At 69.0% G+C, this 23198-nt stretch carries 21 protein-coding genes; 5 read left to right on the top strand and 16 right to left on the bottom strand.

Annotation, left to right across the window (positions count from 1 at the left end):
* Positions 1-28: 28 nt before the first annotated feature.
* The 3 genes from bioD to HHX40_RS33490 all read right to left on the bottom strand — a co-directional run bounded on the left by bioD (position 29) and on the right by HHX40_RS33490 (position 2762).
* Positions 29-751 (bottom strand): dethiobiotin synthase, encoded by a 723-nt coding sequence (gene bioD / locus HHX40_RS33500; protein ID WP_182883776.1) that lies wholly within the window; start codon positions 749-751, stop codon positions 29-31.
* Between the two features lie 128 nt (positions 752-879).
* Positions 880-1608: a GntR family transcriptional regulator gene (locus HHX40_RS33495; protein ID WP_208759319.1), complete on the bottom strand. Its 729-nt coding sequence runs from the start codon at positions 1606-1608 to the stop codon at positions 880-882.
* The gene (locus HHX40_RS33490; RefSeq protein ID WP_259404145.1) at positions 1605-2762 is read right to left on the bottom strand and encodes an 8-amino-7-oxononanoate synthase; all 1158 of its coding nucleotides are present in this window, start codon (positions 2760-2762) and stop codon (positions 1605-1607) included. The genes HHX40_RS33495 and HHX40_RS33490 overlap by 4 nt, the downstream gene beginning before the upstream one ends.
* A gap of 107 nt (positions 2763-2869) precedes the next feature.
* On the opposite strand from HHX40_RS33490, the gene HHX40_RS33485 reads away from it, so the two are divergent.
* Positions 2870-4333 carry a PAS domain-containing sensor histidine kinase gene (locus HHX40_RS33485; RefSeq protein WP_111700806.1) on the top strand — a complete coding sequence of 488 codons (1464 nt, stop codon included), beginning with the start codon at positions 2870-2872 and terminating at the stop codon, positions 4331-4333.
* 255 nt (positions 4334-4588) lie between these two features.
* Here HHX40_RS33485 and HHX40_RS33480 read toward each other — a convergent pair whose 3' ends face one another.
* Positions 4589-4843, bottom strand: coding sequence for a WhiB family transcriptional regulator (locus tag HHX40_RS33480; RefSeq protein ID WP_111700805.1), 255 nt, complete (start codon positions 4841-4843; stop codon positions 4589-4591).
* 288 nt (positions 4844-5131) lie between these two features.
* Positions 5132-6124, bottom strand: coding sequence for a diacylglycerol/lipid kinase family protein (locus tag HHX40_RS33475; RefSeq protein WP_111700804.1), 993 nt, complete (start codon positions 6122-6124; stop codon positions 5132-5134).
* An 88-nt stretch (positions 6125-6212) separates the two neighbouring features.
* Here HHX40_RS33475 and HHX40_RS33470 point away from each other — a divergent pair, with 88 nt between their 5' ends.
* Positions 6213-6611 (top strand): hypothetical protein, encoded by a 399-nt coding sequence (locus tag HHX40_RS33470; RefSeq protein ID WP_310738392.1) that lies wholly within the window; start codon positions 6213-6215, stop codon positions 6609-6611.
* A 123-nt stretch (positions 6612-6734) separates the two neighbouring features.
* On the opposite strand, the gene HHX40_RS33465 is transcribed toward HHX40_RS33470, so the two are convergent.
* From HHX40_RS33465 to sodN, 3 genes are all read right to left on the bottom strand, one after another.
* A complete protein-coding gene (locus HHX40_RS33465; protein ID WP_220499890.1) occupies positions 6735-7517 on the bottom strand; it encodes an RNA polymerase sigma factor SigF in 783 nt (260 codons plus the stop codon).
* Positions 7518-7534: 17 nt separating this feature from the next.
* Positions 7535-7960: an anti-sigma factor gene (locus HHX40_RS33460; RefSeq protein ID WP_111700803.1), complete on the bottom strand. Its 426-nt coding sequence runs from the start codon at positions 7958-7960 to the stop codon at positions 7535-7537.
* 271 nt (positions 7961-8231) lie between these two features.
* On the bottom strand, positions 8232-8633 hold the full coding sequence (gene sodN / locus HHX40_RS33455) for a superoxide dismutase, Ni (RefSeq protein WP_111700802.1): 402 nt from the start codon (positions 8631-8633) through the stop codon (positions 8232-8234).
* Positions 8634-8717: 84 nt separating this feature from the next.
* On the opposite strand from sodN, the gene HHX40_RS33450 reads away from it, so the two are divergent.
* Positions 8718-9032: a S24 family peptidase gene (locus tag HHX40_RS33450; protein ID WP_244302491.1), complete on the top strand. Its 315-nt coding sequence runs from the start codon at positions 8718-8720 to the stop codon at positions 9030-9032.
* A 21-nt stretch (positions 9033-9053) separates the two neighbouring features.
* Here the strand turns inward: HHX40_RS33450 and HHX40_RS33445 are convergent, their stop codons facing one another.
* Positions 9054-9581, bottom strand: a complete 528-nt coding sequence (locus HHX40_RS33445) for a CGNR zinc finger domain-containing protein (RefSeq protein ID WP_244302492.1) — start codon at positions 9579-9581, stop codon at positions 9054-9056.
* Positions 9582-9873: 292 nt separating this feature from the next.
* Between HHX40_RS33445 and HHX40_RS33440 the strand changes: the two genes are divergently transcribed.
* Positions 9874-11037 (top strand): NAD(P)-dependent malic enzyme, encoded by a 1164-nt coding sequence (locus HHX40_RS33440; RefSeq protein WP_244302494.1) that lies wholly within the window; start codon positions 9874-9876, stop codon positions 11035-11037.
* A 159-nt stretch (positions 11038-11196) separates the two neighbouring features.
* The gene (locus HHX40_RS33435; protein ID WP_182883774.1) at positions 11197-12354 is read left to right on the top strand and encodes a hypothetical protein; all 1158 of its coding nucleotides are present in this window, start codon (positions 11197-11199) and stop codon (positions 12352-12354) included.
* A gap of 76 nt (positions 12355-12430) precedes the next feature.
* Here HHX40_RS33435 and HHX40_RS33430 read toward each other — a convergent pair whose 3' ends face one another.
* The 7 genes from HHX40_RS33430 to HHX40_RS33400 form a co-directional block, all read right to left on the bottom strand.
* Positions 12431-13537, bottom strand: coding sequence for a trypsin-like serine peptidase (locus tag HHX40_RS33430; protein ID WP_182883773.1), 1107 nt, complete (start codon positions 13535-13537; stop codon positions 12431-12433).
* Between the two features lie 183 nt (positions 13538-13720).
* The gene (locus HHX40_RS33425; protein ID WP_182883772.1) at positions 13721-14833 is read right to left on the bottom strand and encodes a trypsin-like serine peptidase; all 1113 of its coding nucleotides are present in this window, start codon (positions 14831-14833) and stop codon (positions 13721-13723) included.
* A gap of 178 nt (positions 14834-15011) precedes the next feature.
* Complete coding sequence (locus tag HHX40_RS33420) at positions 15012-16232, bottom strand: trypsin-like serine peptidase (protein WP_182883771.1); 1221 nt, start codon at positions 16230-16232, stop codon at positions 15012-15014.
* 508 nt (positions 16233-16740) lie between these two features.
* On the bottom strand, positions 16741-17823 hold the full coding sequence (locus HHX40_RS33415) for a trypsin-like serine peptidase (RefSeq protein ID WP_182883770.1): 1083 nt from the start codon (positions 17821-17823) through the stop codon (positions 16741-16743).
* Positions 17824-18309: 486 nt separating this feature from the next.
* The gene (locus HHX40_RS33410) at positions 18310-19569 is read right to left on the bottom strand and encodes a trypsin-like serine peptidase (protein WP_111700794.1); all 1260 of its coding nucleotides are present in this window, start codon (positions 19567-19569) and stop codon (positions 18310-18312) included.
* 519 nt (positions 19570-20088) lie between these two features.
* The gene (locus HHX40_RS33405) at positions 20089-21312 is read right to left on the bottom strand and encodes a trypsin-like serine peptidase (RefSeq protein WP_182883769.1); all 1224 of its coding nucleotides are present in this window, start codon (positions 21310-21312) and stop codon (positions 20089-20091) included.
* A 472-nt stretch (positions 21313-21784) separates the two neighbouring features.
* Positions 21785-22969 carry a trypsin-like serine peptidase gene (locus HHX40_RS33400; RefSeq protein ID WP_182883768.1) on the bottom strand — a complete coding sequence of 395 codons (1185 nt, stop codon included), beginning with the start codon at positions 22967-22969 and terminating at the stop codon, positions 21785-21787.
* Positions 22970-23198: the final 229 nt, after the last annotated feature.

Below are 23198 nucleotides of genomic sequence, written 5' to 3'. Positions count from 1 at the left end.
CTCCCGTCGGTCCGTTGGGGCACTGCTGTCACAGGGGCAGCTTAAAGGTCGAACGGAACGCGGCCGGGTTGAAACTGCCGCCGAACGCGGGAGCCAGGCCTGCCCGCGCCACGCGGGCGAACGCCTCGGGGCCGAGCGACCCCGCGCCCTCCGGCAACGCGCCGGACAACGGGCGGGCGGCGAGCATCTCCAGGTCGGCGACGTTCGAGCGGTCCGCGAGACCCGGGACGGCGGGCCAGGAGCCGATCACCACGCCCGCGAGGTCGAGGCCCCGGCCCGCCATCGCCTCAAGCGTCAGAGCGGTGTGGTTGAGGGTGCCCAGCCCGGCCCGGGCCACCACGAGCACCGAGGCGTCCAGGCGCCGGGCGAGGTCCGCGAGCGTGCCGCCCTCCTCGTCGTACCGGACGAGCAGTCCCCCGGCGCCCTCGACGAGCACCAGCCGGTGCGACTCGGCCAGTTCCCCGATCCGGGCCGCCGCGGCCTCGATCGACAGCGGCGGCAGGCCGGAGAGGCGGGCGGCGGCCGCGGGGGAGAGGGGGTCGGGATACCGCGTCATCTCGAAGGTCGAGGTCACCCCCGACAGGCGGATCACCTCGTCGAGGTCCCCGGGCTCCCCGGCCGCGACCCCCGTCTGCGCCGGCTTCACCACGGCGGCCGTCGCGCCCCGCGCCACCGCCAGCGCCGCGAGCGCGGCCGTCACCACCGTCTTCCCCACCCCGGTGTCCGTCCCGGTCACCACGAGAATGCTCACTGTGTTTCCCGCTTCGCTCTCGGGGCGCTCACATCCGCCATCTTCCCTCGTCGCTCGGGAGTTCGTTCCTCACTCCCTCTCTCCTCAGTCCAGATCGGCGGCGCGCCCCTCGGCTCGCTCGGCAGCCATCAGGGCCTGCGGAGGCGGGTGACGAACTTGTAGCGGTCGCCGCGGTAGAGCGACTGGGCGTACTCGACCGGGTTGCCGTCGGCGTCGAAGGCGTGCCGGGTCAGCAGCAGCATCGGCAGGCCGACGTCCACCCCGAGTACCTGCGCGTCGTACGGCGTGGCGAGCACGGTCTCGATGACCTCCTCCGCGTCGGTCAGCCGCACGTTGTAGGCGTTGTGCAGCGTCTCGTACAGCGAGGCGTGCACCTCCAGCTCGCGCCGCAGCCGGGGGAAGCGGCGGGCGGAAAGGTGCGTGGTGTCGATCGACATCGGCTCGCCGTTGGCCAGGCGGAGGCGGTGGATGCGCAGCACCCGGCTGCCGGGGTTGACGGCCAGCCGCCGGCCGAGCGTCTCGTCGGCGGTGACGTAGCTGATGTCGAGGATCTTGGTGTCCGGTTCCAGGCCGACCGTGCGCAGGTCGCCCGTATAAGAGGTGAGCTGGAGCACCTGCGCGACCTTGGGCTGCGCGACGAACGTGCCCTTGCCCTGGATGCGCAGCAGCCTGCCCTCGACCACCAGCTCCGACAGCGCCTGCCGGACCGTCGTCCGCGAGGTCTCGAAACGTACGGCCAAGGCGCGCTCGGGCGGGAGCGCGCTGCCCGCGGGGAGGCTCTTGGTGAGCTCCAGGAGACTCCGCTTCACGTCGTAGTACTTCGGCACCCGCGGAGAGTCCTCGCTGTGCTCCGTCACCTGTCCCACCCTCGACCCGGCCCTTTCGTCATCTCGGCCACAGCGGTGAGCGCACCCCGGACCACCACGAGATCATCGGACCGCAGATCGGCACGTGCGGTCAACCGCAGACATGCGCGGCCCTGGGGCACCGACGGTGGGCGGAAGCATCCCACGCGCACCCCGTGATCCGCACACAGGGCCGCCGCGTCGAGCGCGAGCCGGGGCGGGCCGAGCACGACCGGCACCACGGCGGCGGCGGGGTCGGCCGTCTCCAGGCCGAGCTCGCGGGCCAGCGCGGCCAGCTCGCGGGCCCTCTCGCGGGCGCGGGCGGGCAGACCGGGAGACGCCTCCAGCAGGTCGAGGGCGGCCAGGGCGGCCCCCGCGCACCCGGGCGCGAGGCCGGTGTCGAAGATGAACGACCGGCCCGTGTCGACCAGCGTGCCGATCACCTCGGGGGCGCCCAGGACCGCGCCGCCCTGGGAGCCCAGCGACTTCGACAGCGTGACGGTCCGCACGACGTCCGGCCGGCCGGCGAGACCGGCCGCGTGCGCCGCGCCCCTGCCGTGGTCGCCGACGACGCCGAGCGCGTGGGCCTCGTCGACCACGAGCAGCGCGCCGTGCCGTACGGCGGCCTCGTACAGGGCGCGCAGCGGCGCGACGTCTCCGTCGACGGAGAACACGGCGTCGGTGACGACGAGGGCGTGCTCCTCGTCCCGCTCGGCCAGGACCTTGGCCACCGCCTCGGCGTCGCCGTGCGGCGTGATCACGACCCGCGACCGCGACAGCCGGCAGGCGTCCACGATCGAGGCGTGGTTGCCCGCGTCGGAGACGATGAGCCCGTCCCGGCCGAGGGCGGCGACGGCGGCGAGGTTGGCGAGGTACCCCGACGAGAACACCAGGGCGCGGGACGCCCCCGTGAAGGCGGCGAGCCGGTCCTCCAGCTCGGCGTGCAGCCGGGTCGAGCCCGTCACCAGGCGCGACCCGGTGGAGCCCGCCCCCCATTCGCGGGTGGCGCGGACGGCCGCCTCGACGATCCGCTCGTGCCGGGCGAGGCCGAGGTAGTCGTTGGAGGCGAGGTCGAGCAGCCCGTCGTGGTCGGGCGTGCGCGGGCGCAGGGCGCGCCGCAGGCCCGCCGCCTCCCGCCGCGCCGCGGCCGCGCGCAGTCTGTCCATCGGCCCTGTGCTGCCGGCCCCGTCATGCGGCCCTGTCATGAGGTGCATACTGCCAGGTGACGAAGGTCGATTCGCTTTCGGCCCGGAAGGCGGCGCATCATGCACACGTGCCGACTCTCAGCGACCTGGTGTCTCGTCACACCGCACTCGAATCCGCCGACCTCGACTGGATTCACTCACTGGTCTCGGACTGGCAGCTGCTCGCCGACCTGTCGTTCGCCGATCTGATCCTCTGGGTTCCCGACCAGGGCGGCACGAGGTGGCTGGCGGTGGCCCAGATGCGTCCCACGACCGGTCCCACCGTCTACCACGACGACGTGGTGGGGATGTCCGTGGCGGCGGGAGAGCGGCCGCTGATCGACGTGGCGTGGGCCGAGCGCCGCATCTGCCGGGAGGGCGACCCCGACTGGTCGAGCGGCGTGCCGGTGCGTGAGGAGACCATCCCCGTACGGCGGGGCAGGGAGGGCCCGATCATCGGGGTGATCCAGCGGTCCACCAACCTGTCGTCGGCGCGCACCCCCTCCCGCCTGGAGCTGACGTACCTGCAGAGCGCCTCCGACCTCGCGCAGATGGTGGCGGAGGGCAGGTTCCCGTTCACGGAGGAGGAGCCGCTCCTGGTCAGGTCGCCCCGCGTGGGCGACGGCCTGCTCCGGCTGGACAAGGCCGGCCGGGTCACCTACGCCTCGCCGAACGCCCTGTCGGCGTACCGCCGTCTCGGCCTGCACGCCGACCTCGTGGGCGCGGACCTCGGGAAGACGACCGCCGACCTGTGTTACTCCGACGAGCCGATCAACGAGGATCTGATGCTCGTCGCCAGCGGCCGGGCGCCCCGGGAGACCGAGGTGGAGAACGGCGGCACGGTCGTGCAGCTACGGGCGATCCCGCTGATCGTCGGGGGCGGCCGCATCGGCGCGCTGGTGCTGATCCGCGACGTGACCGAGCTGCGGCGGCGTGAGCGCGAGCTGCTGACCAAGGACGCGACGATCCGGGAGATCCATCACCGGGTGAAGAACAACCTGCAGACCGTGGCGGCGTTGCTGCGGCTCCAGGCGCGCCGCCTGAACAACCCGGAGGGGCAGGAGGCCCTGAACGAGGCCGTGCGGCGGGTCGGCTCGATCGCGATCGTCCACGAGATCCTCGCGCAGATGCCGGAGGAGATGGTGGAGTTCGACGACATCGCCGACCGGGTCATCGCGATGACGGCGGAGGTGTCGGTCGCGCACGTGGCGATCAAGCGGACGGGCGGCTTCGGCGTGCTTCCCGCGGCGGTCGCGACCCCGATCGCGATGGTGCTGACGGAGCTGCTCCAGAACGCGGTCGAGCACGGCTTCGCGCATTCCTCAGGGAACGTGCAGGTCGTCGTCAGGCGGGACGCCGACCGGCTGGAGGTGGTGGTGGCCGACGACGGCAGGGGCCTGCCCGCGGACTTCGACCTGGAGGCGACCGGAAGCCTCGGGCTCCAGATCGTCCGCACGCTGGTCGTCGGCGAACTGTCGGGCCGCCTGGGCGTGGCCGGGAGGGACGGCGGGGGGACCGAGGTGAGCATCAGCATCCCGGTGCAGCCCGCCTGAGGCGCGCGTGAGGGGCACCCCGCTTCGCCGTGGCGGTGTGGGGGATGCCATAGTGGACGCGATGACCGACCGCAATGACGACCGCGACGACCGACATGCTGCGATCGACGTGATGCGACCCACGTGACTCAGATGGAGCGTGACTCGCCTGCAGCGAACGACGTGCTGACCGCGACGAGGGTGCGCCGCCGTCCGGTGAACGCCGCGAGGGCATTCACCGAGGACGGTCGCGTACGGCGGCCGGACGGCCGGGGGTCAGACGGCGGCGCGGGCGCGGGCACGAGCCGTGCGGCGCTTGAGCGCGCGGCGCTCGTCCTCGCTCAGTCCGCCCCAGACTCCGGCGTCCTGGCCGGACTCCAGGGCCCACTTCAGGCAGGAGTCGGCGACCGTGCATCGCCGGCACACCTGCTTGGCCTCGTCGATCTGCATGAGCGCGGGACCGGTGTTCCCGATCGGGAAGAACAGTTCGGGGTCCACGTCACGGCAGGCAGCGCGGTGGCGCCAGTCCATGCGTTCCACTCCTTCGTCAGATGGAGCCTTCGTGGCTCCGCTGGCCGTCAACTTTGTGAACTCTTTCACTAACTAGGCCGGACGTTTACCCGGATCCAGGGTTAGGGGCCGGGAAGCGTCCACGCGATCGCCGGGGGCCCTTGCGGAGGCTGTGGTCTCCGTAAAGGTCCTACGTTCCGACGTCGTGATTCAGCTTTTCAGCCGTACCAACACCACACAAGAGGTTTGGGACAAGGTTTTGCCCGTCGTGGCTGTCGGATGCGTCACACTATGACTACATGTAACAGGTTAGACGAGGACTTGTAACGCGTCCGGGATAGCGCGAAAGATCACCCACTCGTGTTCTCCCAGGTAGTCGCCGTCGAGCTGGAAGGCTACCGGCCGGGAGGCGAGGAGGGTGAACTCCTCTTCGTCATGCGTCTGAATGAGGTGTTTACCGCGCGGCAATCCCCGGTGTTCTCCGATGATCTGTCGGACCAAGGAGAGCACGGCGGGTGAATTCAACCTGCGGAGCCCGAGAAGATCGAGCCCTGTCTCGAAGCCGGCCCACGGTGTCGGGTTGATCGGACGTGCGCCGGCGTACGTCCACGGCGCCGTGTTCGACACGATCGCCATGAAAATCCCATCCTCTGTCGGCAGGCCGGGACGCGCCAGCCGGATCGCCGGACGCCGCCGGTCGGTCACGAAGAAGTGCCGCACCGCCGTGCTCACGTAGAGGGCGGGCAGCGCGCGGTGTCCCGCGCTCCGCAGACCCTCCACGGCCCGGATGACCTCCGCGTCGTATCCCAGTCCTGCACAAAATGTGAAATATCGGGACCTTTGTTGGTCAGGGCCCGCTCCTGCCCCCGGATCGGGACCCGAAACCTCGTCGTGCCAAATCGCCTGTCCCAGACCGATGACACGGCGCCGGTCCTCGCGCAGCGCCTCCAGGACGGCTCCGGTCGCCTCGACCGGGTTGTTGGGCAGCCCGAGGGCGCGGGCGAAGACGTTGGCGCTGCCCCCGGGGATGACGATGAGGGCCGGCCGTTCGGTCGCGTGCCCGCCCGGATGCGCCTGGAGCAGCCCGTTGACGGTCTCGTTGATCGTTCCGTCGCCGCCGAGCACCGCCACCGCGTCGAATCCCTTGGCCCGCGCCGTCGCGGCGAGCGCGGTCGCGTGGCCGCGGTACGCGGTCTCCTCGACCGACAGGTCCACGGCGGCGCCGAGCGCCCGGATCAGCACGTCCCGCGTGCGCCGGTGCGTCGAGGTGGCCTTGGGATTCACGAGGAGGAGAGCCCGCATGCCTGAAGGTTAACGAACCGTTTACCGCTTCCGCCGGGTGACGCCTCTCCGGGGAGGGCGACCATCCCTGCGGGTAGGGTTGGGCGTTGTGATCAGCAGTTCCGCCGGCCGTCCCGCCACGCTCGCCGTGGCCGCCGCCGTCCTGGCCGCCGAGGGCCTGCTCGCCGTCGTCATGGGCGGCTACGTCGGCGTCGAGACCTTGATCGGCAAGCCCACCGACCTGGTGACCGGCCTCGCGGTGGCCGGGTTCGGCGTGCTCGGCGGGGCCGCCCTGATCTGGGTCGCCTGGGGCCTGTGGCACGTGCTGCGCTGGAGCAGGGGACCGGCGGTCGTCACCCAGATCTTCGCGCTGCCCGTCGCGATCACGCTGATCCAGTCGGCGCAGTACGGCTTCGGCGTGCCGCTCGTCGTCGCCGCCGTCGTGGCCCTGGTCGCGTTGCTCGCCCCGGCGTCGACCCACGCGCTGATGGGCGAGGACGGCTCCTGATCCCGGTGGGCCTGATCCGGATGGGCCCGATCCCAGTGGGCCGATCTGGGTGACCGAGCGCCGCCGGGGGGAGTGCGGCGTCCCAGTCGTTCCTGTGATCGGTTCCCCTGATCGTCCGGGGCGTCAGTCCTCGGCGGTCAGGCCCTCGCGGAGCTGGGCCAGGGTCCGGGCGAGCAGCCGGGACACGTGCATCTGCGAGATGCCCAGCTCGGTGGCGATCTGGGACTGCGTCATGTTGCCGAAGAAGCGCAGCAGGAGGATTCTCTTCTCCCGCGGCGGCAGGCGCTCCAGCAGTGGCTTGAGCGACTCGCGGTACTCCACGCCCTCCAGCGACTCGTCCACGATGCCGAGCGAGTCGGAGACCGCGGGAGCGTCGTCGTCGCCCGAGTCGGGCGCGTCGAGCGACACGGTGGAGTAGGCGTTGGCCGACTCCAGGCCCTCCAGGACCTCTTCCTCGGTCATCCCCAGGTGGACGGCGAGCTCGGCGACCGTGGGCGCCCGGCTCTCACGCTGGGACAGCTCGCTTATCGCCTTGGTGAGCGAGAGCTTGAGCTCCTGCAGCCGGCGCGGCACGCGGACCGCCCAGCCCTTGTCGCGGAAGTGCCGCTTGATCTCCCCGACGATGGTCGGGGTGGCGTACGTGGAGAACTCCACGCCGCGCCCGAGGTCGAAGCGGTCGATCGACTTGATGAGACCGATCGTGGCGACCTGCGTCAGGTCGTCGAGCCACTCGCCCCTGTTCCGGAAACGGCGGGCGAGGTACTCCACGAGCGGCAGGTGAAGCTCGACCAGCTCGTCGCGGATACGCTGGCGCCTCGGGTCGTCCGGCGGCAGCTCCGAGAGCTCGGCGAAGAGCGTGCGCGCGCGTACGCGGTCCGGCACCGCCGCCGAGTCGCCGGAGGCCATCGCACTCGTCCTTTCCGTCACGACGGCCTCGCCGCGCTCCGGCGCTTACGCAGCATGATCGCCAGATGGTCGGCGTGGTCGGAGATGGCGTCCACGTCGTCGGCCAGTGCGGTCAGCACCATCCAGGCGAAGTCCTCCCGGTTGGGCGAGCTCACGCCGAGGGTGTTCACCTCGACGCGCACCGTCATCTCCGGTCCGGTGAGTTCGAACTCCGCGAGGAGGTCCGTTCCGGGTACGGCGTGGCGCAGCAGCATGGCGCACGCCTCGTCCACCGCGATGCGCAGGTCCTCGATCTGGTCGAGGGTGAAGTCGAGCCGTGCGGCGAGCCCGGCGGTGGCCGTGCGCAGCACGGACAGATAGGCGCTCACGGCGGGCAGCCGGACACTCACAGCATCGCGAATCCCGGTCAGATCCACCGCAGGCGTCTCGGTTTCCTCGGTCACGTTCCTCCTCGCCCCTTCGAGCCGGCTCACTGCCCGCTGACTGCAACTTACCGCCACTTGGACGGTGCTGCCCCGGCCAGACGCGCCGATTATGGCGTTCCTTGGAGGTAACTCCTCGTAAATTCCGTAGTACCGAATACGAAGCTTCTATGGAGTTTGGTCGCGCCTGGCGTACATGCCCTTGTCGCGTGCTCTGAGCCGCTTTCCTGGGCCGCTTTCCGGGCGACCCGGCCCCGCGCGGCATGGCCGTGCGGGGCCTCGGTCCGCCCGATCAGGCGGCCTTGGTCTCCCAGAAGATCTTGGAAATCTCCTCGATCTTCGCCAGGAGGTCGTCCGCCAGCCCGGGGTCGACGGTGCCCTTGGCACCGGCCGCGCCCGCGAGCTTCGTCGCGTCCCAGAAGAGCTGGTGGAGCTGGGGGTACTGCTCAAGGTGCGGGGGCTTGAAGTAGTCGGTCCACAGCACCCAGAGGTGATGCTTGACCAGCTCGGCCCGCTGTTCCTTGATGAGCAGCGCGCGGGTCCGGAAGACCGGGTCGTCGTTGTCGGCGTACTTCTTAATGATCGCCTTCACCGACTCGGCCTCGATACGGGCCTGCGCCGGGTCGTAGACCCCGCACGGCAGGTCGCAGTGAGCGGACGCCTCGTGCCGGGGTCGCAGCAGTCGTGCGAGCATCGGAATCCTTCCTTAGGAATGCTGATGACAGCACCGTTCCAGAACCGACCTTACTCGTCTCGAAAACGCCACGCGGAGGGGGATGTGCTCACCGCCGTATGTGTCTCCGGAGACTCGATGCGGCCCGCGCTGCGACCCGGGGACTGGCTGCTGGTACGGCTCGGCGCCGCCGTGCGGCCGGGTGACGTGGTGGTCGCCAGGCGGCCGCACGGGCTGATCGTCAAGCGGGCCTTCCGGCTGACCGGCGACGGCTGGTGGCTGGAGAGCGACAACCAGTCGGCCCCCGGGCGCCGCGACAGCTGGGACTTCGGCGCGGTGCCCGAGGACGACGTCCTGGGCAGGGTCGTGCTGCGCTACTGGCCCCGGCCCGCGCTGCGCTTCCCCGCGCCGCCCGGCTGAGGGGTGTGCCGGCCCACCGGATCAGGCGCCGCGCTTGCGGGCCCGGTACGCGGCCACGTTGGCCCGGCTGGCGCACCGCTCCGAGCAGTAGCGGCGCGACCGGTTGGAGGAGGTGTCGATGTAGACGTTGCGGCACGGCGACGCCTGGCAGAGGCCGAGCCGGTCGACGCCGAGACGGGTGACCACGCTGGCGAGGCCCATGACCGACCCGACCGCCAGGGCGTCGGCGACCCGGCCGCCCTCGGTCAGGTGCAGGTGCCAGGGCTGGCCGTCGTGGCCGGAGATCTGCGGATGCACGGGATGCCGGACCAGCAGGCCGTTGAGCCGGTCGACCACGTCGACGTCGTCTCCTCCCGACGCGGCCTCGAACACCCCCGCGAGCTCCTCACGCAGCTCCCAGAGCGCGTCGATGTCCCGGCGGGTGAGGCGGGAGGCCGCCTCCGTACGGCCCGTCTCCTCCAGCAGCGACCGCAGGGAGAAGGGGTTTTTGAGCTCGTCGCCCATGTTGACCAGCTGAACGGCCAGCTCGGCGTAAGACGTCAAGTCCACTGGGGCGCCCATGTACGTAAGAGATCACTGGCAAAGCCGAGTATTACACGCCTCGTGGCCTGGGGGAACACCCATAGGGGCAACGATCTGGGGTCGCCGGGACGGGGGCGGGCGGTGGTTCGTGTGGCACAATCAGGAGACGGGTGACCCCCGTACCCCCTCAAGAGACGACCGTCAACGACGACGGCCTCCGGCGGCTACCGAAGCCTGGGCTCTCGTTCTCTTGTCGGCGTCTACCGAAGGAACTCGTCCTTTCGACACTGGGGTCGCTGTGACCGTTACGCCTGATTCCTTGACTTCTCTCGATCTGGATCCCGCTTTCGCGCTGCACCGCGGTGGCAAGCTGGAGGTCCGCTCCACCGTCCCGGTCCGCGACGCCGGGGACCTGTCGCTCGCGTACACCCCGGGTGTCGCCCGCGTCTGCACCGCCATCGCCGACAACCCCGACCTGGTCAACGACTACACCTGGGTCTCCAACGTCGTGGCCGTGGTTTCCGACGGCACCGCGGTGCTGGGGCTCGGCGACATCGGGCCGGCCGCCGCGATGCCCGTGATGGAGGGCAAGGCCCTGCTGTTCAAGCAGTTCGCCGGGGTCGACGCGGTGCCCGTCTGCATCGACTGCACGGACGTGGACGCGATCGTCGAGACCGTGGTCCGGCTCGCGCCCTCGTTCGGCGGCGTCAACCTGGAGGACATCAGCGCCCCCCGCTGCTTCGAGGTGGAGGACCGCCTGCGGGCGCTTCTCGACATCCCCGTCTTCCACGACGACCAGCACGGCACCGCGATCGTGGTCCTCGCCGCGCTGCGCAACGCGGCCCGCCTCACCGGGCGGTCGCTCGGCGACCTGCGCGCCGTCGTCGCCGGCGCGGGCGCCTCCGGCGTCGCCGTCTCGCGCATCCTGCTGAACGCCGGGATCGGCGACATCGCGGTCGCCGACTCCAAGGGCATCATCCACACCGGCCGCGACGACCTGAACCAGGTCAAGTGGGCACTGGCCAGGGACACCAACAAGGCGGGCCTGACCGGCTCGACCGAGGGGGCCCTCGCAGGCGCCGACGTGTTCGTCGGGCTCTCCGGCTCCACCATCTCCGAGCGGGCCGTCGCCGGGATGGCGCGGGACGCGATCGTGTTCGCGCTGTCCAACCCCACCCCCGAGGTCGAGCCCTCGGTGGCGGCGCGGTACGCCCGCGTGGTCGCCACCGGCCGGTCCGACCACCCCAACCAGATCAACAACGTGCTGGCCTTCCCGGGGGTCTTCCGGGGCGCTCTCGACGTCCGCGCCAGGACCATCACCGAGAACATGAAGGTGGCGGCGGCCGAGGCCCTCGCGGCCGTGGTCGGGGACGACCTGTCGGAGAACTACGTGATCCCCTCGCCGTTCGACGCCCGGGTCGCCCCCGCGGTGATCGCCGCCGTCGCGCGTCAGGCCCGCGAGGACGGCGTCGCGCGCAAGTGACGCCACGCCCCGCCTGGGGCCGAAGGGCCGGACGCCGTGGCGTCCGGCCCTTTTTTCTCCACCGGGCACTTGGGAATCCCTTTACCTCGTCACGGTAGGTGCTATAAAGAGAGCTCTCCGTAACCTCATCGGCTGATGCCTGTCCCGGTTGGAAGAGCGATGCGACGTGACCTCGACCGCATCAAGGGCCTGACCCGACGGCTCGGCGGCCTCGGCGTGGGACAGCGGTTCCCCCATTCGTGGGAGGAGGGTGTGGCAAGCGTGACAGCACTGTGGAGGGCCGACGTCGAGCGGCGCAGGTTCCTGCTCGACTCCACCTTCGCCCTGGGAGCGGGCTCGGCGGGACTCGCTCACTGGCTGGCGGCACCGGACGCGACGCGGCTCGCCGCGACCGGGCCGCGCCGGGTCGGGGCCTCGGACGTGGCCGCGATCCGGGAGGTCACCCGATCCTTCGGGGAACTGGACAACCGGTTCGGCGGCGGCAGCGTGCGCGGGCCGGTCGTGCGCTACCTGCACACCGCCGTGACGCCGCTGCTGCGCGAGGGCGCGTACGGCGAGGTCACCGGGCGGTCGCTCGCGACCGCGGCGGCCGAGCTCACCCGGCTCGCCGGGTGGATGGCCTACGACCTCGAACAGCACGGGCTCGCCCAGCGCTACCTCATCCAGGCGCTCGGCCTGGCGCGGGGCGCGGGCGACCATGCGCTGAGCGGCGAGATCCTGGCCGGGATGAGCCACCAGGCCGTCTACATCGGGCACGCCCGGCACGGGCTGGAACTGGCCAGGGCGGGGGTCGAGGCGGCCCGGCGCTCGGGGGTCCTCACCCTGCTCGCCGAGACGCGTGTGCTGGAGGCGCACGCCCTCGCGCTGCTGGGGGACCGGGCGGGGTGCGGGAACGCGCTGCACGAGGCCGAGATCGCCTTCGACCGGCGCTCTCCGCAGAGCGAGCCCCGCTGGATCGGCTACTTCGACGAGGCCTACCTGGCCGCGAAGTCGGCCCACTGCCTGCGCGACCTCGGCGACGGCGGAGGAGCCGTACGGCAGGCCAGGCGGTCGCTGGTGATGGATGGGCGGTATGTGCGGGGGAGGATGTTCAACCTCGCGCTGCTCGCCTCGGCCCTGATCCAGGAGGGCGAACTGGAGGAGGCGTGCCAGGTCGCGTCCTCGGCGCTCGACGTGGCCGAGGGCATCCAGTCGGCCCGCACCCGGACCTACGTCGCGGACCTGCGCCGGCGACTGGCGCCGTACGCCGCGGATGCGCGGGTGGCCGCGCTGCTGGAGCGCGGCCGGCGTGCGGGCAGGGCGGCGGTCGGCGTGTGACGCCGCCGCGCCCTGACCGGACGGGTGCCCACGGTGGGGCCGGCCGCGAGGGACCGGACCCCACCGGAGGCGGGCGTCACTCGGACTTGGCCTCGGTGATGCCGAGCGTGCCGTCCTTGCGGACCAGCGAGCCGGACCACAGCGAGTAGGCCGCCTTGTAGACGCCGTAGGTCTCGCCGTCGAAGTACGGAGAGCTGATCATGTCGCTACGGCCGTTGTCGTCGGTGTCCCCGCCGAGGCTGGTCACACCGTTGATGTAGCCGAGACGGCGGGCGCTGCTGTACTTGAGGATCCAGGGGCCGCCGGACGAGCCGCCGGTCATCGAGCACTTGAGGCCCACCTGCTCCTCGGCCTTGACCGAGGCCTCCTTGACCGGGAAGTACGGCTTGCCGTAGCACCACTTGAGCTTCTCGCCGGTCCAGACGTAGTTGCCGTCTCCGTGCGGCGCCGCGGGGTAGCCGAACACGAAGACCGGCGCGCCGACCTTCTGGTTGTAGGCGAGGCCCTGGCCGCCGACGTTGTTGCCAAGCGGGCCGAGGTCCTTGTACACGTTCTTCTGGTAGTCCCAGCCGATGCCGCTGTAGACGGTGACGAACGAGTAGTCCCGGTCGGCGTCCTCGTACACGTCGAAGTCGTAGTGCGTGAACGCCTGCTTGCCGACGTACACGCCCCACGGAGCCTTGCCGTCGTAGTAACCCGGGATGAACACCCAGTTGTCGACGACCTGGTGGTTGCTCTCGATGTCGTAGACGCAGTGCCCGGCCGTGGCCACGAGGTTGTGGTACGCGGACTGCACCGAGGAGGCGGAGCAGGAGTAGAGACCACTGCCGATGGAGAAGAAGACCCGGCCGACGGTCTTCGGCAGGTTGACGTTCTTGGACTTCGCGGTGGTCTTCTTCTCGTCGCCGATCGCGGGCACGATGCCCGGCTTGCCGTCGGCGGCGGGGGCTCCCTTGGAAACGTGCTTGGGAACCGTGTTGTGCTCCATGCCGTACGGGTCGGCCGCCTTGAGCTTCGAGCCGCCTCCGTCGAGCCAGAACTTGACGGTCGGGCCGGCCTGGGCGGGGCCGGCCAGCTTGGCGCTGGACAGGACCCGGCCGGCCTGGGCCGGAGCGGTCAGGGCCGTTGCCGCGAGTCCCGCGGCGGCGATCGCGCCGATCGGGAGAAGCACGTGCTTCTTCATAGGGGGGTCGCTCCTCGCGCTGTACGTGGGACGTCACTTACGCCCCATGCGTCAGTAAAGGGATGTCAAGGAACTTACAGCACAGGAGCTTGTTGCCATAAGTCGTAGATAAGAAGACGTGTCCGGAATTAAGCCCGTTTTGTGTGCGGTATGTTTCGCGGCGGGTCACCGGTCGAAACGCCGTCAGGCGGGAGAAGTGACGCGCTCGTGCCGGGCGGCGTCGTACACGTGGAACAACTCGCCGTCGAAATAGGGCGAAAGGGCGATGGACTGGCCGGACGTGCCGATGGTCAGGCCGTTGAGGTAGCCGAGCCCGCGCCCGCCCCGGTAGGCGGCCAGCCACGGCGATCCGCCGGCGGACACGAAGGGCGCGCGTACGGCCACCAGTTCGTCCGCCTTTTGGGTCAGGTCCCAGACGCGAAACGGTCTTCCGTACGATCGGCTCAAGCCGGTGGGGGCGGCGCCGGCGGCGCGCCCGACGGGATAGCCGAAGACGGCGAGGGATCCGCCGACCGGGAGGTTGTAGGCCAGGCCCTGCTCGCCCACCTTGTCGCCGAGGCGGCCCGCGCGGGTGAGCAGCACGCCGGTGTAACCCGTACGCGTCCGGTACTTCGGACCGGTGAACGCGGCGTACCGCGCGGCGCCGGAAAGCGCGACCCGCCGGGGCAGCACGCCGTCGTGGACGCCGACGAAGGCGTAGTCGCGGTCGAGGTCGCCGTAGCGGGTGAAGTCCTGGTGGGCGAAGGCCTGCTTTCCGGGATAGATACCGAGGGGGGCCGAGCCCCGGGCGAAACCGGGCACGAAGACCCAGTAGCGGTAGGTCCGGGCCGCCCCCGAGCCTCGCCGTGCGGGCTCGTACACGCAGTGGCCGGCGGTCGCGACGAGGTTGCGGTGGTCGGCCTGGACCGAGGTGCCCGCGCACCAGTGCGGGCGGTGGTCGGCGCCGACGAAGAAGACCCTGCCCGCGGTTCTCGGCAGGTTGACGTTCCGTGTGGTGCCGGGCACCCGCCTGGCCCCGGCGACGGCGGGCACCACGCCCCGGTCGCCGCCGGGCTCCGCGTCGCCGCGCGGTGCGCGGGTGGCGGCGATCGTCGCAGGCAGGAGATAGGGCGTCGCGACGGTGAGCGCACGCGCGCCCTGCCCGAGCCAGTAGGCGAGTGCGGAGGAGACCTCCGTCTGGGGAACCAGCGGGCTCGTCACCGTGATGTCGTAGGCCCGCGCGGGTGCGGGAACGACCGCGGCGAGCAACGCGGACGTCGCCACCGCCCCTGACAGCGGGGCGAGGATGCGCTTCACCCGATCTCCTTGCCGTGGAACGTTTCCCGCGCGGCACTCGTCGACGCGATGCGAAGGAACATACAGCGCATAGGCCTCACGTCGGAAACAACCGCGAAAAAAGGAACAGGGCCCAGCCGGAGCCGGGCCCTGTTCGTCAATCTGTGTGTCAAGCGGATCGGTCAGAGCGCGTACGCACTCAGGCGATCGAGCCGGACCAGTTGTTCTTGGCCGCGCTGTAGACGCCGTAGGTCTCGCCGTCGAAGTACGGGGAGACGGAGGTGTCGTAACGGTCGTTGCCGTCGGTGTCGGAGACGCCGATGGTCACGCCGTTCAGGTAGCCGAGACGACGGCCGTTGTTGTACTTGAGCAGCCACGCCGAGCCGAGCGAGCCCTCACCGGTGAAGGAGGACTTGACGCCCTGCAGCTCCTCCGCCTTGATCGCCGGAGCGGTCGCGGGGAAGGTCTTGCCGTAGCTCCACTTGAGGGTGTTGCCGGAGAAGGCGTGGTTGCCGTCCGGGTGCGAGCCGCTCGGGTAGCCGAACACGAAGACCGGCTGGCCGATCTTCTGGTTGTAGGCCAGACCCTGACCACCCACGTTGTCGCCGAGGCGACCCGCGTCGACGAACTTCCAGACGTAGTACTTGCCGCCCTCGGTCCCCGCCAGCAGGAACGGGAAGTTCTTGGCGTAGGCGTCCCAGGTCGCCTTCGGAACCTCGGTGCGGTTCACGGGGGCCGAGCGGTCCGCCGTGCCACCGTTGACCTTGAGGCCGTTGTAGACGGTGACGAACGCGTAGTCGCGGTCGCCGTCCTCGTAGACGTCGTAGTCGTAGTGGGTGTAGGCCGTCTTGCCGACGTACACGCCCCACGGGGTCTTGCCCTGGTAGTAACCCGGGATGAAGACCCAGTAGTTCAGCGTCGCCTTGTTGGACACCGTGTCGTAGACGCAGTGACCGGCCGTGGCGACCAGGTTGTGGTACGACGACTGCACCGAGGTCGCGGTGCACCAGTGCGGGTTGACCGCGACGACCTTGGGGTGCTGCCGCGTGCCGACGTTCTTGAACCCGTCCGCGAAGAACACCTTGCCGGTGGTCTTGGGGAGGTTCACATTCTTCGACTTGGCGGCGGTCTTCTTCTCGTCGCCGATCGCCGGGACGATGCCGGGCTTGCTGTCGGCCGCGGGGCCACCCTTGGAGAGGTGCTTGGCGGCGACCTTGGTCTCGACGTTGTACGGCGTGGCGGCGATCAGGTTGGCCGCGTTCTCCGCCAGCCAGAAGGCGGCGATGTTCTTGGCCTGGATGCCGGTCGACGCCAGCGGGTCACTGGCGACGTCGCCGGCCGCCTGGGCGGGGGTGACGAGACCGGCGGCGAGCAGGCCGGCGGTGGCCACGAGGCCACCGAAAGCAAGAGTGCGCTTCATGGGGAAACTCCTTGGTCTGGCGTGAGACGCCTCATGCGCCCCATCCGTCAGTGAAGGGATGGCTGGACCATACAGGGACGATCTTGAGATGCGGTAGCGGTTCCCGTGCCGTCTCAGGCCGCCGGAGCGGCGAGATCAATCCGTAATCTTCACGCCAAGGAGTGCTTTTTTACGACCTAGGCAGACATTTGCCCAGATAGTCGGTCAAGTGCGAGTGTGGGGAGCAAGGGACGCCTGGGGCGTTTGTTTCGGTCCACAAAAACGGCGGTGTGATGCGAATCACATGAAACGAATGCCACCGGATCGGCCCGTGGCGCGTCTAAGGGGCCCCTTGAACGCCCCGAGCCCCGGCGTAGTACGGCCGGGGCTCCGGGTGGGATGGAACCTGTTCGCTCGCCGCCGAGGGGTTCTCCGCCGGCCGGACGAGGGTGGTACAGGTGCGGGCCGGTGGGTTCACCACCGGCCCGCGGTCGTGCGGTCGTCCGCGCGAGTGGGACTCGCGTGAGGACTACTGCGCGGTGATCTTGCCGGACCAGTTGTTCTTGGCCGCGTTGTAGACGCCGTAGGTCTCGCCGTCGAAGTACGGGGAGACGGAGGTGTCGTACCGGTCGTTGCCGTCGGTGTCGGAGACGCCGATGGTCACGCCGTTCAGGTAGCCGAGACGACGGGCGCTCTTGTACTGCAGCAGCCACGCCGAGCCGAGCGAGCCCTCACCGGTGAAGGAGGACTTCACGCCCTGGAGCTCCTCGGCCTTGATGGCCGCAGCGGTCGCGGCGAAGGTCTTGCCGTACGACCACTTGAGGGTCTTGCCGGAGAAGGCGTGGTTGCCGTCCGGGTGCGACCCGCTCGGGTAACCGAAGACGTAGACCGAGCTGCCGATCTTCTGGTTGTAGGCCAGGCCCTGCCCGCCCACGTTGTCGCCGAGACGGCCGACGTCCTTGATGACGAGCCGGCGCTTCTCCCACGACGGGAGCACGCCGTTGTACACGGTGACGAACGCGTAGTCGCGGTCGCCGTCCTCGTACACGTCGTAGTCGTAGTGGGTGTAGGCCGTCTTGCCGACGTAGATGCCCCACGGGGTCTTGCCCTGGTAGTAACCCGGGACGAACACCCAGTAGTCCATCGTGGCCTTGTTGGACACGGTGTCGTACACGCAGTGACCCGCGGTCGCGACCAGGTTGTGGTAGGTCGACTGCACGGAGGTGGCCGAGCACCAGTGCGGCCTGCCGTCGGCGCCGCGGAAGAACACCTTGCCCGTGGTCTTGGGCAGGTTCACGTTCTTCGAGGTGCTGCTCGACTTCTTCTCGTCACCGATGGCCGGCACGACGCCGGGCTTGCTGTCCGCGGACGGCCCGCCCTTGGAGACGTGCTTGGCGGCGACCTTGGTCTCGACGGCGTACGGCGTGGCGTTCTCGAAGTTCGACGCCCGCTCGCCCCGCCAGTACTTGATGACCTGGAGGGCGGCCGAGTTCGTGGAGGCCAGGTTGTCGTTGGCCCAGGTCCGGCCGGCCGCCTGGGCGGGGGCGGCGAGACCGGCGGCGAGGAGGCCGGCGGTGGCGACGAGGCCACCGAAAGCCAGAGTGCGCTTCATTGAGGGTGTGCTCCTTGCTCTGTCGTGAGACGCCTCATGCGTCCCATGCGTCAGTAAAGGGATCGCCAAGGAACATACCGGGCAGATCTTCACGACAGAAAGCGTTCGCGGCGCCTCGGAGAGGAGCCGTCGGCGCGTTACCGTTCCGTTATCGGATTCGGCTCCGGTTTGGGGTAGCCGAAACAGGGCCGAGTGCGCAGGTGGAGCGGAAGGCTGAATCCTCGCTGTGAGGAGGCGCCGGGAGGGTGCAGCTCTCATGAGTGTGAGCCAAATCACAGTGACCGGAGGGAGCGGAATCGGCGGCCGAACCGTCTAAGCCCGCCCCGATCCCCGTCTCCGGGCGCCCGGATCGCCGCCTCCGGCGCCCGGAGACGCCGAAAGGGCCCGGAGACGCCGAAAGGGCCCGGCTCGGAAGCCGGGCCCTTCGGGTGGACCGTGTCAGGGTTTGGACCCCTGACGGGTGACCGCTTGCGCTCTCGAGGAGAGTTAGGCGATCGAGCCGGACCAGTTGTTCTTGGCCGCGCTGTAGACGCCGTAGGTCTCGCCGTCGAAGTACGGGGAGACGGAGGTGTCGTAACGGTCGTTGCCGTCGGTGTCGGAGACGCCGATGGTCACGCCGTTCAGGTAGCCGAGACGACGGCCGTTGTTGTACTTGAGCAGCCACGCCGAACCCAGCGAGCCCTCACCGGTGAAGGAGGACTTCACGCCCTGCAGCTCCTCGGCCTTGACCGACGGAGCGGTCGCGGCGAAGGTCTTGCCGTAGGTCCACTTGAGGGTCTTGCCGGTGAAGGCCTGGTTGCCGTCGGGGTGCTTGCCGCTCGGGTAGCCGAACACGAAGACCGGCTGGCCGATCTTCTGGTTGTAGGCCAGACCCTGACCACCCACGTTGTCGCCGAGGCGACCGGCGTCAGCGAACTTCCACACGTAGAACTTGCCGTTGGCGGCGTAGTGGGGCAGAGCGTCCTCGTCGTGGTACGCCTTGAAGGTGTTGAAGTCCACCTCCTGGAAGCCGGCGTACGACTTCAGCTCGTCCCACTTGCGGTCCTTGATCAGCTGCCAGATGCCGGCGAAGCCGTCGTGCGGGAACTTGATGCCGTTGTACACGGTGACGAACGCGTAGTCGCGGTCGCCGTCCTCGTACACGTCGTAGTCGTAGTGCGTGTAGGCCGTCTTGCCCACGTACACGCCCCACGGGGTCTTGCCCTGGTAGTAACCCGGGATGAAGACCCAGTAGTTCAGCGTCGCCTTGTTGGACACCGTGTCGTAGACGCAGTGGCCAGCGGTGGCGACCAGGTTGCGGTACGCCGACTGGATCGAGGTCGCCGTGCACCAGTGCGGGTTCACGGCCTGCGGGTACCAGTGGTTGCCCCGACCGTGGACCCACTTGAACCCGTCCGCGAAGAACACCTTGCCGGTGGTCTTGGGGAGGTTCACGTTCTTCGACTTGGCGGCGGTCTTCTTCTCGTCGCCGATCGCCGGAACGACGCCGGGCTTGCTGTCGGCCGCCGGGCCACCCTTGGAGATGTGCTTGGCGACGACCTTGGTCTCGACGTTGTACGGCGTGGCGTTGATCAGGTTGGCCGCGTTCTCCGCCAGCCAGAAGGCGGCGATGTTCTTGGCCTGGATGCCGGTGGCGGCCAGCGGGGCGCTGGCGACGTCACTGCCGGCCTGGGCCGGGGCGGCAAGCCCCGCGGCCAGGAGCCCGGCGGTGGCGACGAGGCCACCGAAGGCGAGAGTGCGCTTCACAGGAACTCCTTGCTCTGTCGTGGAACGCCTCATGCGTCCCATGCGTCAGTAAAGGGATAGGCAGAACCATACAGCGCAGATCTTGTGGACGTATGGCAGCTTTTGACGTCTAATCCGACTCCGCCCGCTTGTGACCAATTCGTGATGTCGTCACCAGGGGGGATGGATCGTTCCGGGCGGGCCATTGCCGCAGCTAGAGAATCTTCCTTTCCGGGTCTTCACCGGCGATCGTGGAAATCCTTGTGCCGGGGCGTCAGGAATGGCTGTGACGCGAATCACACCGCTGTGATGGCACTGGTCGGGCGGCTGATCCGTCTAACGCGCCCGGGCCTCACCTAGGGTGGCCGAATGGTGGCGCGACACCGCGGACGGAGAAAGGCACGTTTCCGGCCACGTCGCGCGAGGCTCTCTCTTGGTTTACCTCTCCCGGGCAGAGAATGCGGCCGTCGTGGCGTATTGGGAGAAAACGAAAGAGCCCGGCCGGAGGCCGGGCTCTTCGTCAAGCCTGAACCGCTGGGATCAGTGGTTCAGCGGGTTCTCCCACGGCACCGCGATGGAGCCGGACCAGTTGTTCTTGGCCGCGCTGTAGACGCCGTAGGTCTCGCCGTCGAAGTACGGGGAGACGGAGGTGTCGTAACGGTCGTTGCCGTCGGTGTCGGAGACGCCGATGGTCACGCCGTTCAGGTAGCCGAGACGACGGCCGTTGTTGTACTTCAGCAGCCAGGACGAGCCGAGCGCGCCCTCACCGGTGAAGGAGGACTTGACGGCCTGCAGTTCCTCGGCCTTGACCGACGGAGCGGTCGCGGCGAAGGTCTTGCCGTAGGTCCACTTGAGGGTCTTGCCGGTGAAGGCCTGGTTGCCGTCGGGGTGCTTGCCGCTGGGGTAGCCGAACACGAAGACCGGCTGGCCGATCTTCTGGTTGTAGGCCAGACCCTGACCACCCACGTTGTCGCCCAGGCGACCCGCGTCCTCGAACGCCCACACGTAGTAGGTGTTGCCGACGTGGCAGACCCACTTCGAGCCACGGAACCACACCGGGAACTTGCTGTAGGTCTCGTAGGAAACCTTCTTCCACGAGCCCGGGTTCGCCGGCGTGAACGGGATGACCCCGTCGTGGTTGAACTTGAGGCCGTTGTACACGGTGACGAACGCGTAGTCGCGGTCGCCGTCCTCGTACACGTCGTAGTCGTAGTGCGTGTAGGCGGTCTTACCGACGTAGATGCCCCACGGGGTCTTGCTCTGGTAGTAACCCGGAACGAACACCCAGTTCTTCAGGGTGGCCGCGTTGGACTCGGTGTCGTAGACACAGTGTCCGGCGGTCGCGACCATGTTGTGGTAGGCGGACTGCACGGAGGTGGCGGAGCACCAGTGCGGCCTGCCGTCGGCGCCGTTGAAGAAGACCTTGCCCGTGGTCTTGGGCAGGTTCACGTTCTTCGACTTCGCGGCCGACTTCTTCTCGTCGCCGATCGCCGGCACCACACCGGGCTTGCTGTCCGGAGCCGGACCGCCCTTGCTGATGTGCTTGGCGACGACCTTGGTCTCGACGTTGTAAGGCGTCGCGTTGACCAGGTTCGCGTACTCGTTGTTCCACCAGTAGGCGGCCGTGGCCCAAGCCGCGATGCCGTTGGTGGCGAGTGCGTCGCTGGCGACGTCCTGCGGGGTGGCCTGAGCCGGGGCGGCGAGGCCCGCGGCCAGGAGGCCGGCGGTGGCGACGAGGCCACCGAAAGCCAGAGTGCGCTTCATGGGGAACTCCTTGGTCTGTCGTGAGACGCCTCTTGCGTCCCATCCGTCAGAAGAGGGATGGCCAGACCTTACAGCCCCGATTTGGACCGAAACAGGCGAACAGGACGGGCCTCGGGGCCCGCCGCGTGCCGAGATCTTCGCGTGACCTGACTGACGGAGTGAAAACCTTCCTGTCGACCCGCCCCGCCGATCGTTTCCGCAGCCTGGGAGTTCCCTGGGAGTTTTCTGACCGAATCCTGTGGAAGGGCGTGACGTCGACGGCCGTGTCACGATGTGACGCAAATCACAGCATATGAGTGGAACGGGATGTAACGACGCCGCCTGACCTGGGTCTTCGCATCGGGCGGCGTCGCGCTTCCCTGTCCCTGGGTTTACGTCCCCGTCGCAGAATTTCCGTCGGTACGCCGGAAGGCCCGGCTGAGGACAGCCGGGCCTTCCGTGGGGGTGTCGCCGCGTGCGGCGATCAGGCGGATCAGGCGATGGAGCCGGACCAGACGTTGGCGGCGGCCTTGTAGACGCCGTAGGTCTCGCCGTCGAAGTACGGGGAGACGCTGGTGTCGATCCGGTCGTTGCCGTCGGTGTCGGAGACACCGCTGGTGACGCCGTTCAGGTAGCCCAGGCGACGGCTGCTCGAGTAGTTGAGCAGCCACGCGGAGCCCGAGGAGCCCTCACCGGTGAAGGAGGACTTCACGCCCTGGAGCTCCTCGGCCTTCACGGCCGGGGCCTTGGCGGCGAAGGTCTTGCCGTACGACCACTTGAGGGTCTGGCCGGAGAAGGCGTGGTTGCCGTCCGGGTGCGACCCGCTCGGGTAGCCGAACACGTAGACGTACTTGCCGATCTTCTGGTTGTAGGCGAAGCCCTGGCCGCCGACGTTGTCGCCCAGGCGACCGGCGTCGGTGAACTTCACCACGTAGTACTTGCCGCCCTTGGCCCTGCGGATGAAGCGGTCGTACTTGTTGTACTCCTTCTTGTCGACCTGCTTCCAGTTCCACTCGGCGACGTTGCGCAGGTCGCCGCCGCGGCCGGCCTTGATGCCGTTGTAGACGGTCACGAACGCGTAGTCGCGGTCGCCGTCCTCGTACACGTCGAAGTCGTAGTGGGTGTAGGCCGTCTTGCCGACGTAGATGCCCCACGGAGCCTTGCCCTGGTAGTAACCGGGCACGAAGACCCAGTACTTCATGGTGGCCTTGTTCGACTCGGTGTCGTACACGCAGTGGCCGGCGGTGGCGACCACGTTGTGGTACTTCGACTGCAGCGAGGTGGCGGTGCACCAGTGCGGCCTGTGGTCGGCGCCGACGAAGAAGACCTTGCCGGTGGTACGCGGCAGGTTCACGTTCTTGGAAGCGCCGCTGGCCTTGGTGCCGCCGCCGGTGGGGGCGACGGTGCCCGGCTTGCTGTCCGCGGACGGCCCGCCCTTGGAGATGTGCTTGGCGGGGACCTGGGTCTCGTACCCGTACGGGGTGGCGTTGACCAGGTTGGCGGCCTTCTCGGTCAGCCAGTAGGCGACGATGTTCTTCGCGGCGACTCCGCTCGCGGCCAGGGTGTCCGAGGCCGTGTCGGGAGCGGCCTGAGCCGGCCCTGCCAGGGTGGCCCCGACGAGGCCGGCGGCGGCGATGCCTCCGATGGGGAGGATCAGGCGCCTGACTCGGGTGTTCATGAAACTCCAGGTGCTGTCGTGTGGGACGCCTCATGCGTCCCACCCGTGTGTAAAGGGCTAGTAAAGACAGTACCTGCGCTCTTAACCCCTGTTTTAGGTGCTTTCCGTGTGACATCGCCCGTTACTTGACGGTTATCTTCAACAGGCACTGTCAAGTGATCGATCACAAGTCGGCATCGGCGCAGGTCTGATCGAGAGCGGTGCGTGTAAAGACCGGTACGCAGCGCGA

The sequence above is a fragment of the Microbispora sp. H10949 genome (assembly GCF_014161435.1).
Taxonomy (GTDB): domain Bacteria; phylum Actinomycetota; class Actinomycetes; order Streptosporangiales; family Streptosporangiaceae; genus Microbispora; species Microbispora triticiradicis.
This window is presented reverse-complemented; position numbering and strand designations above follow the sequence as displayed.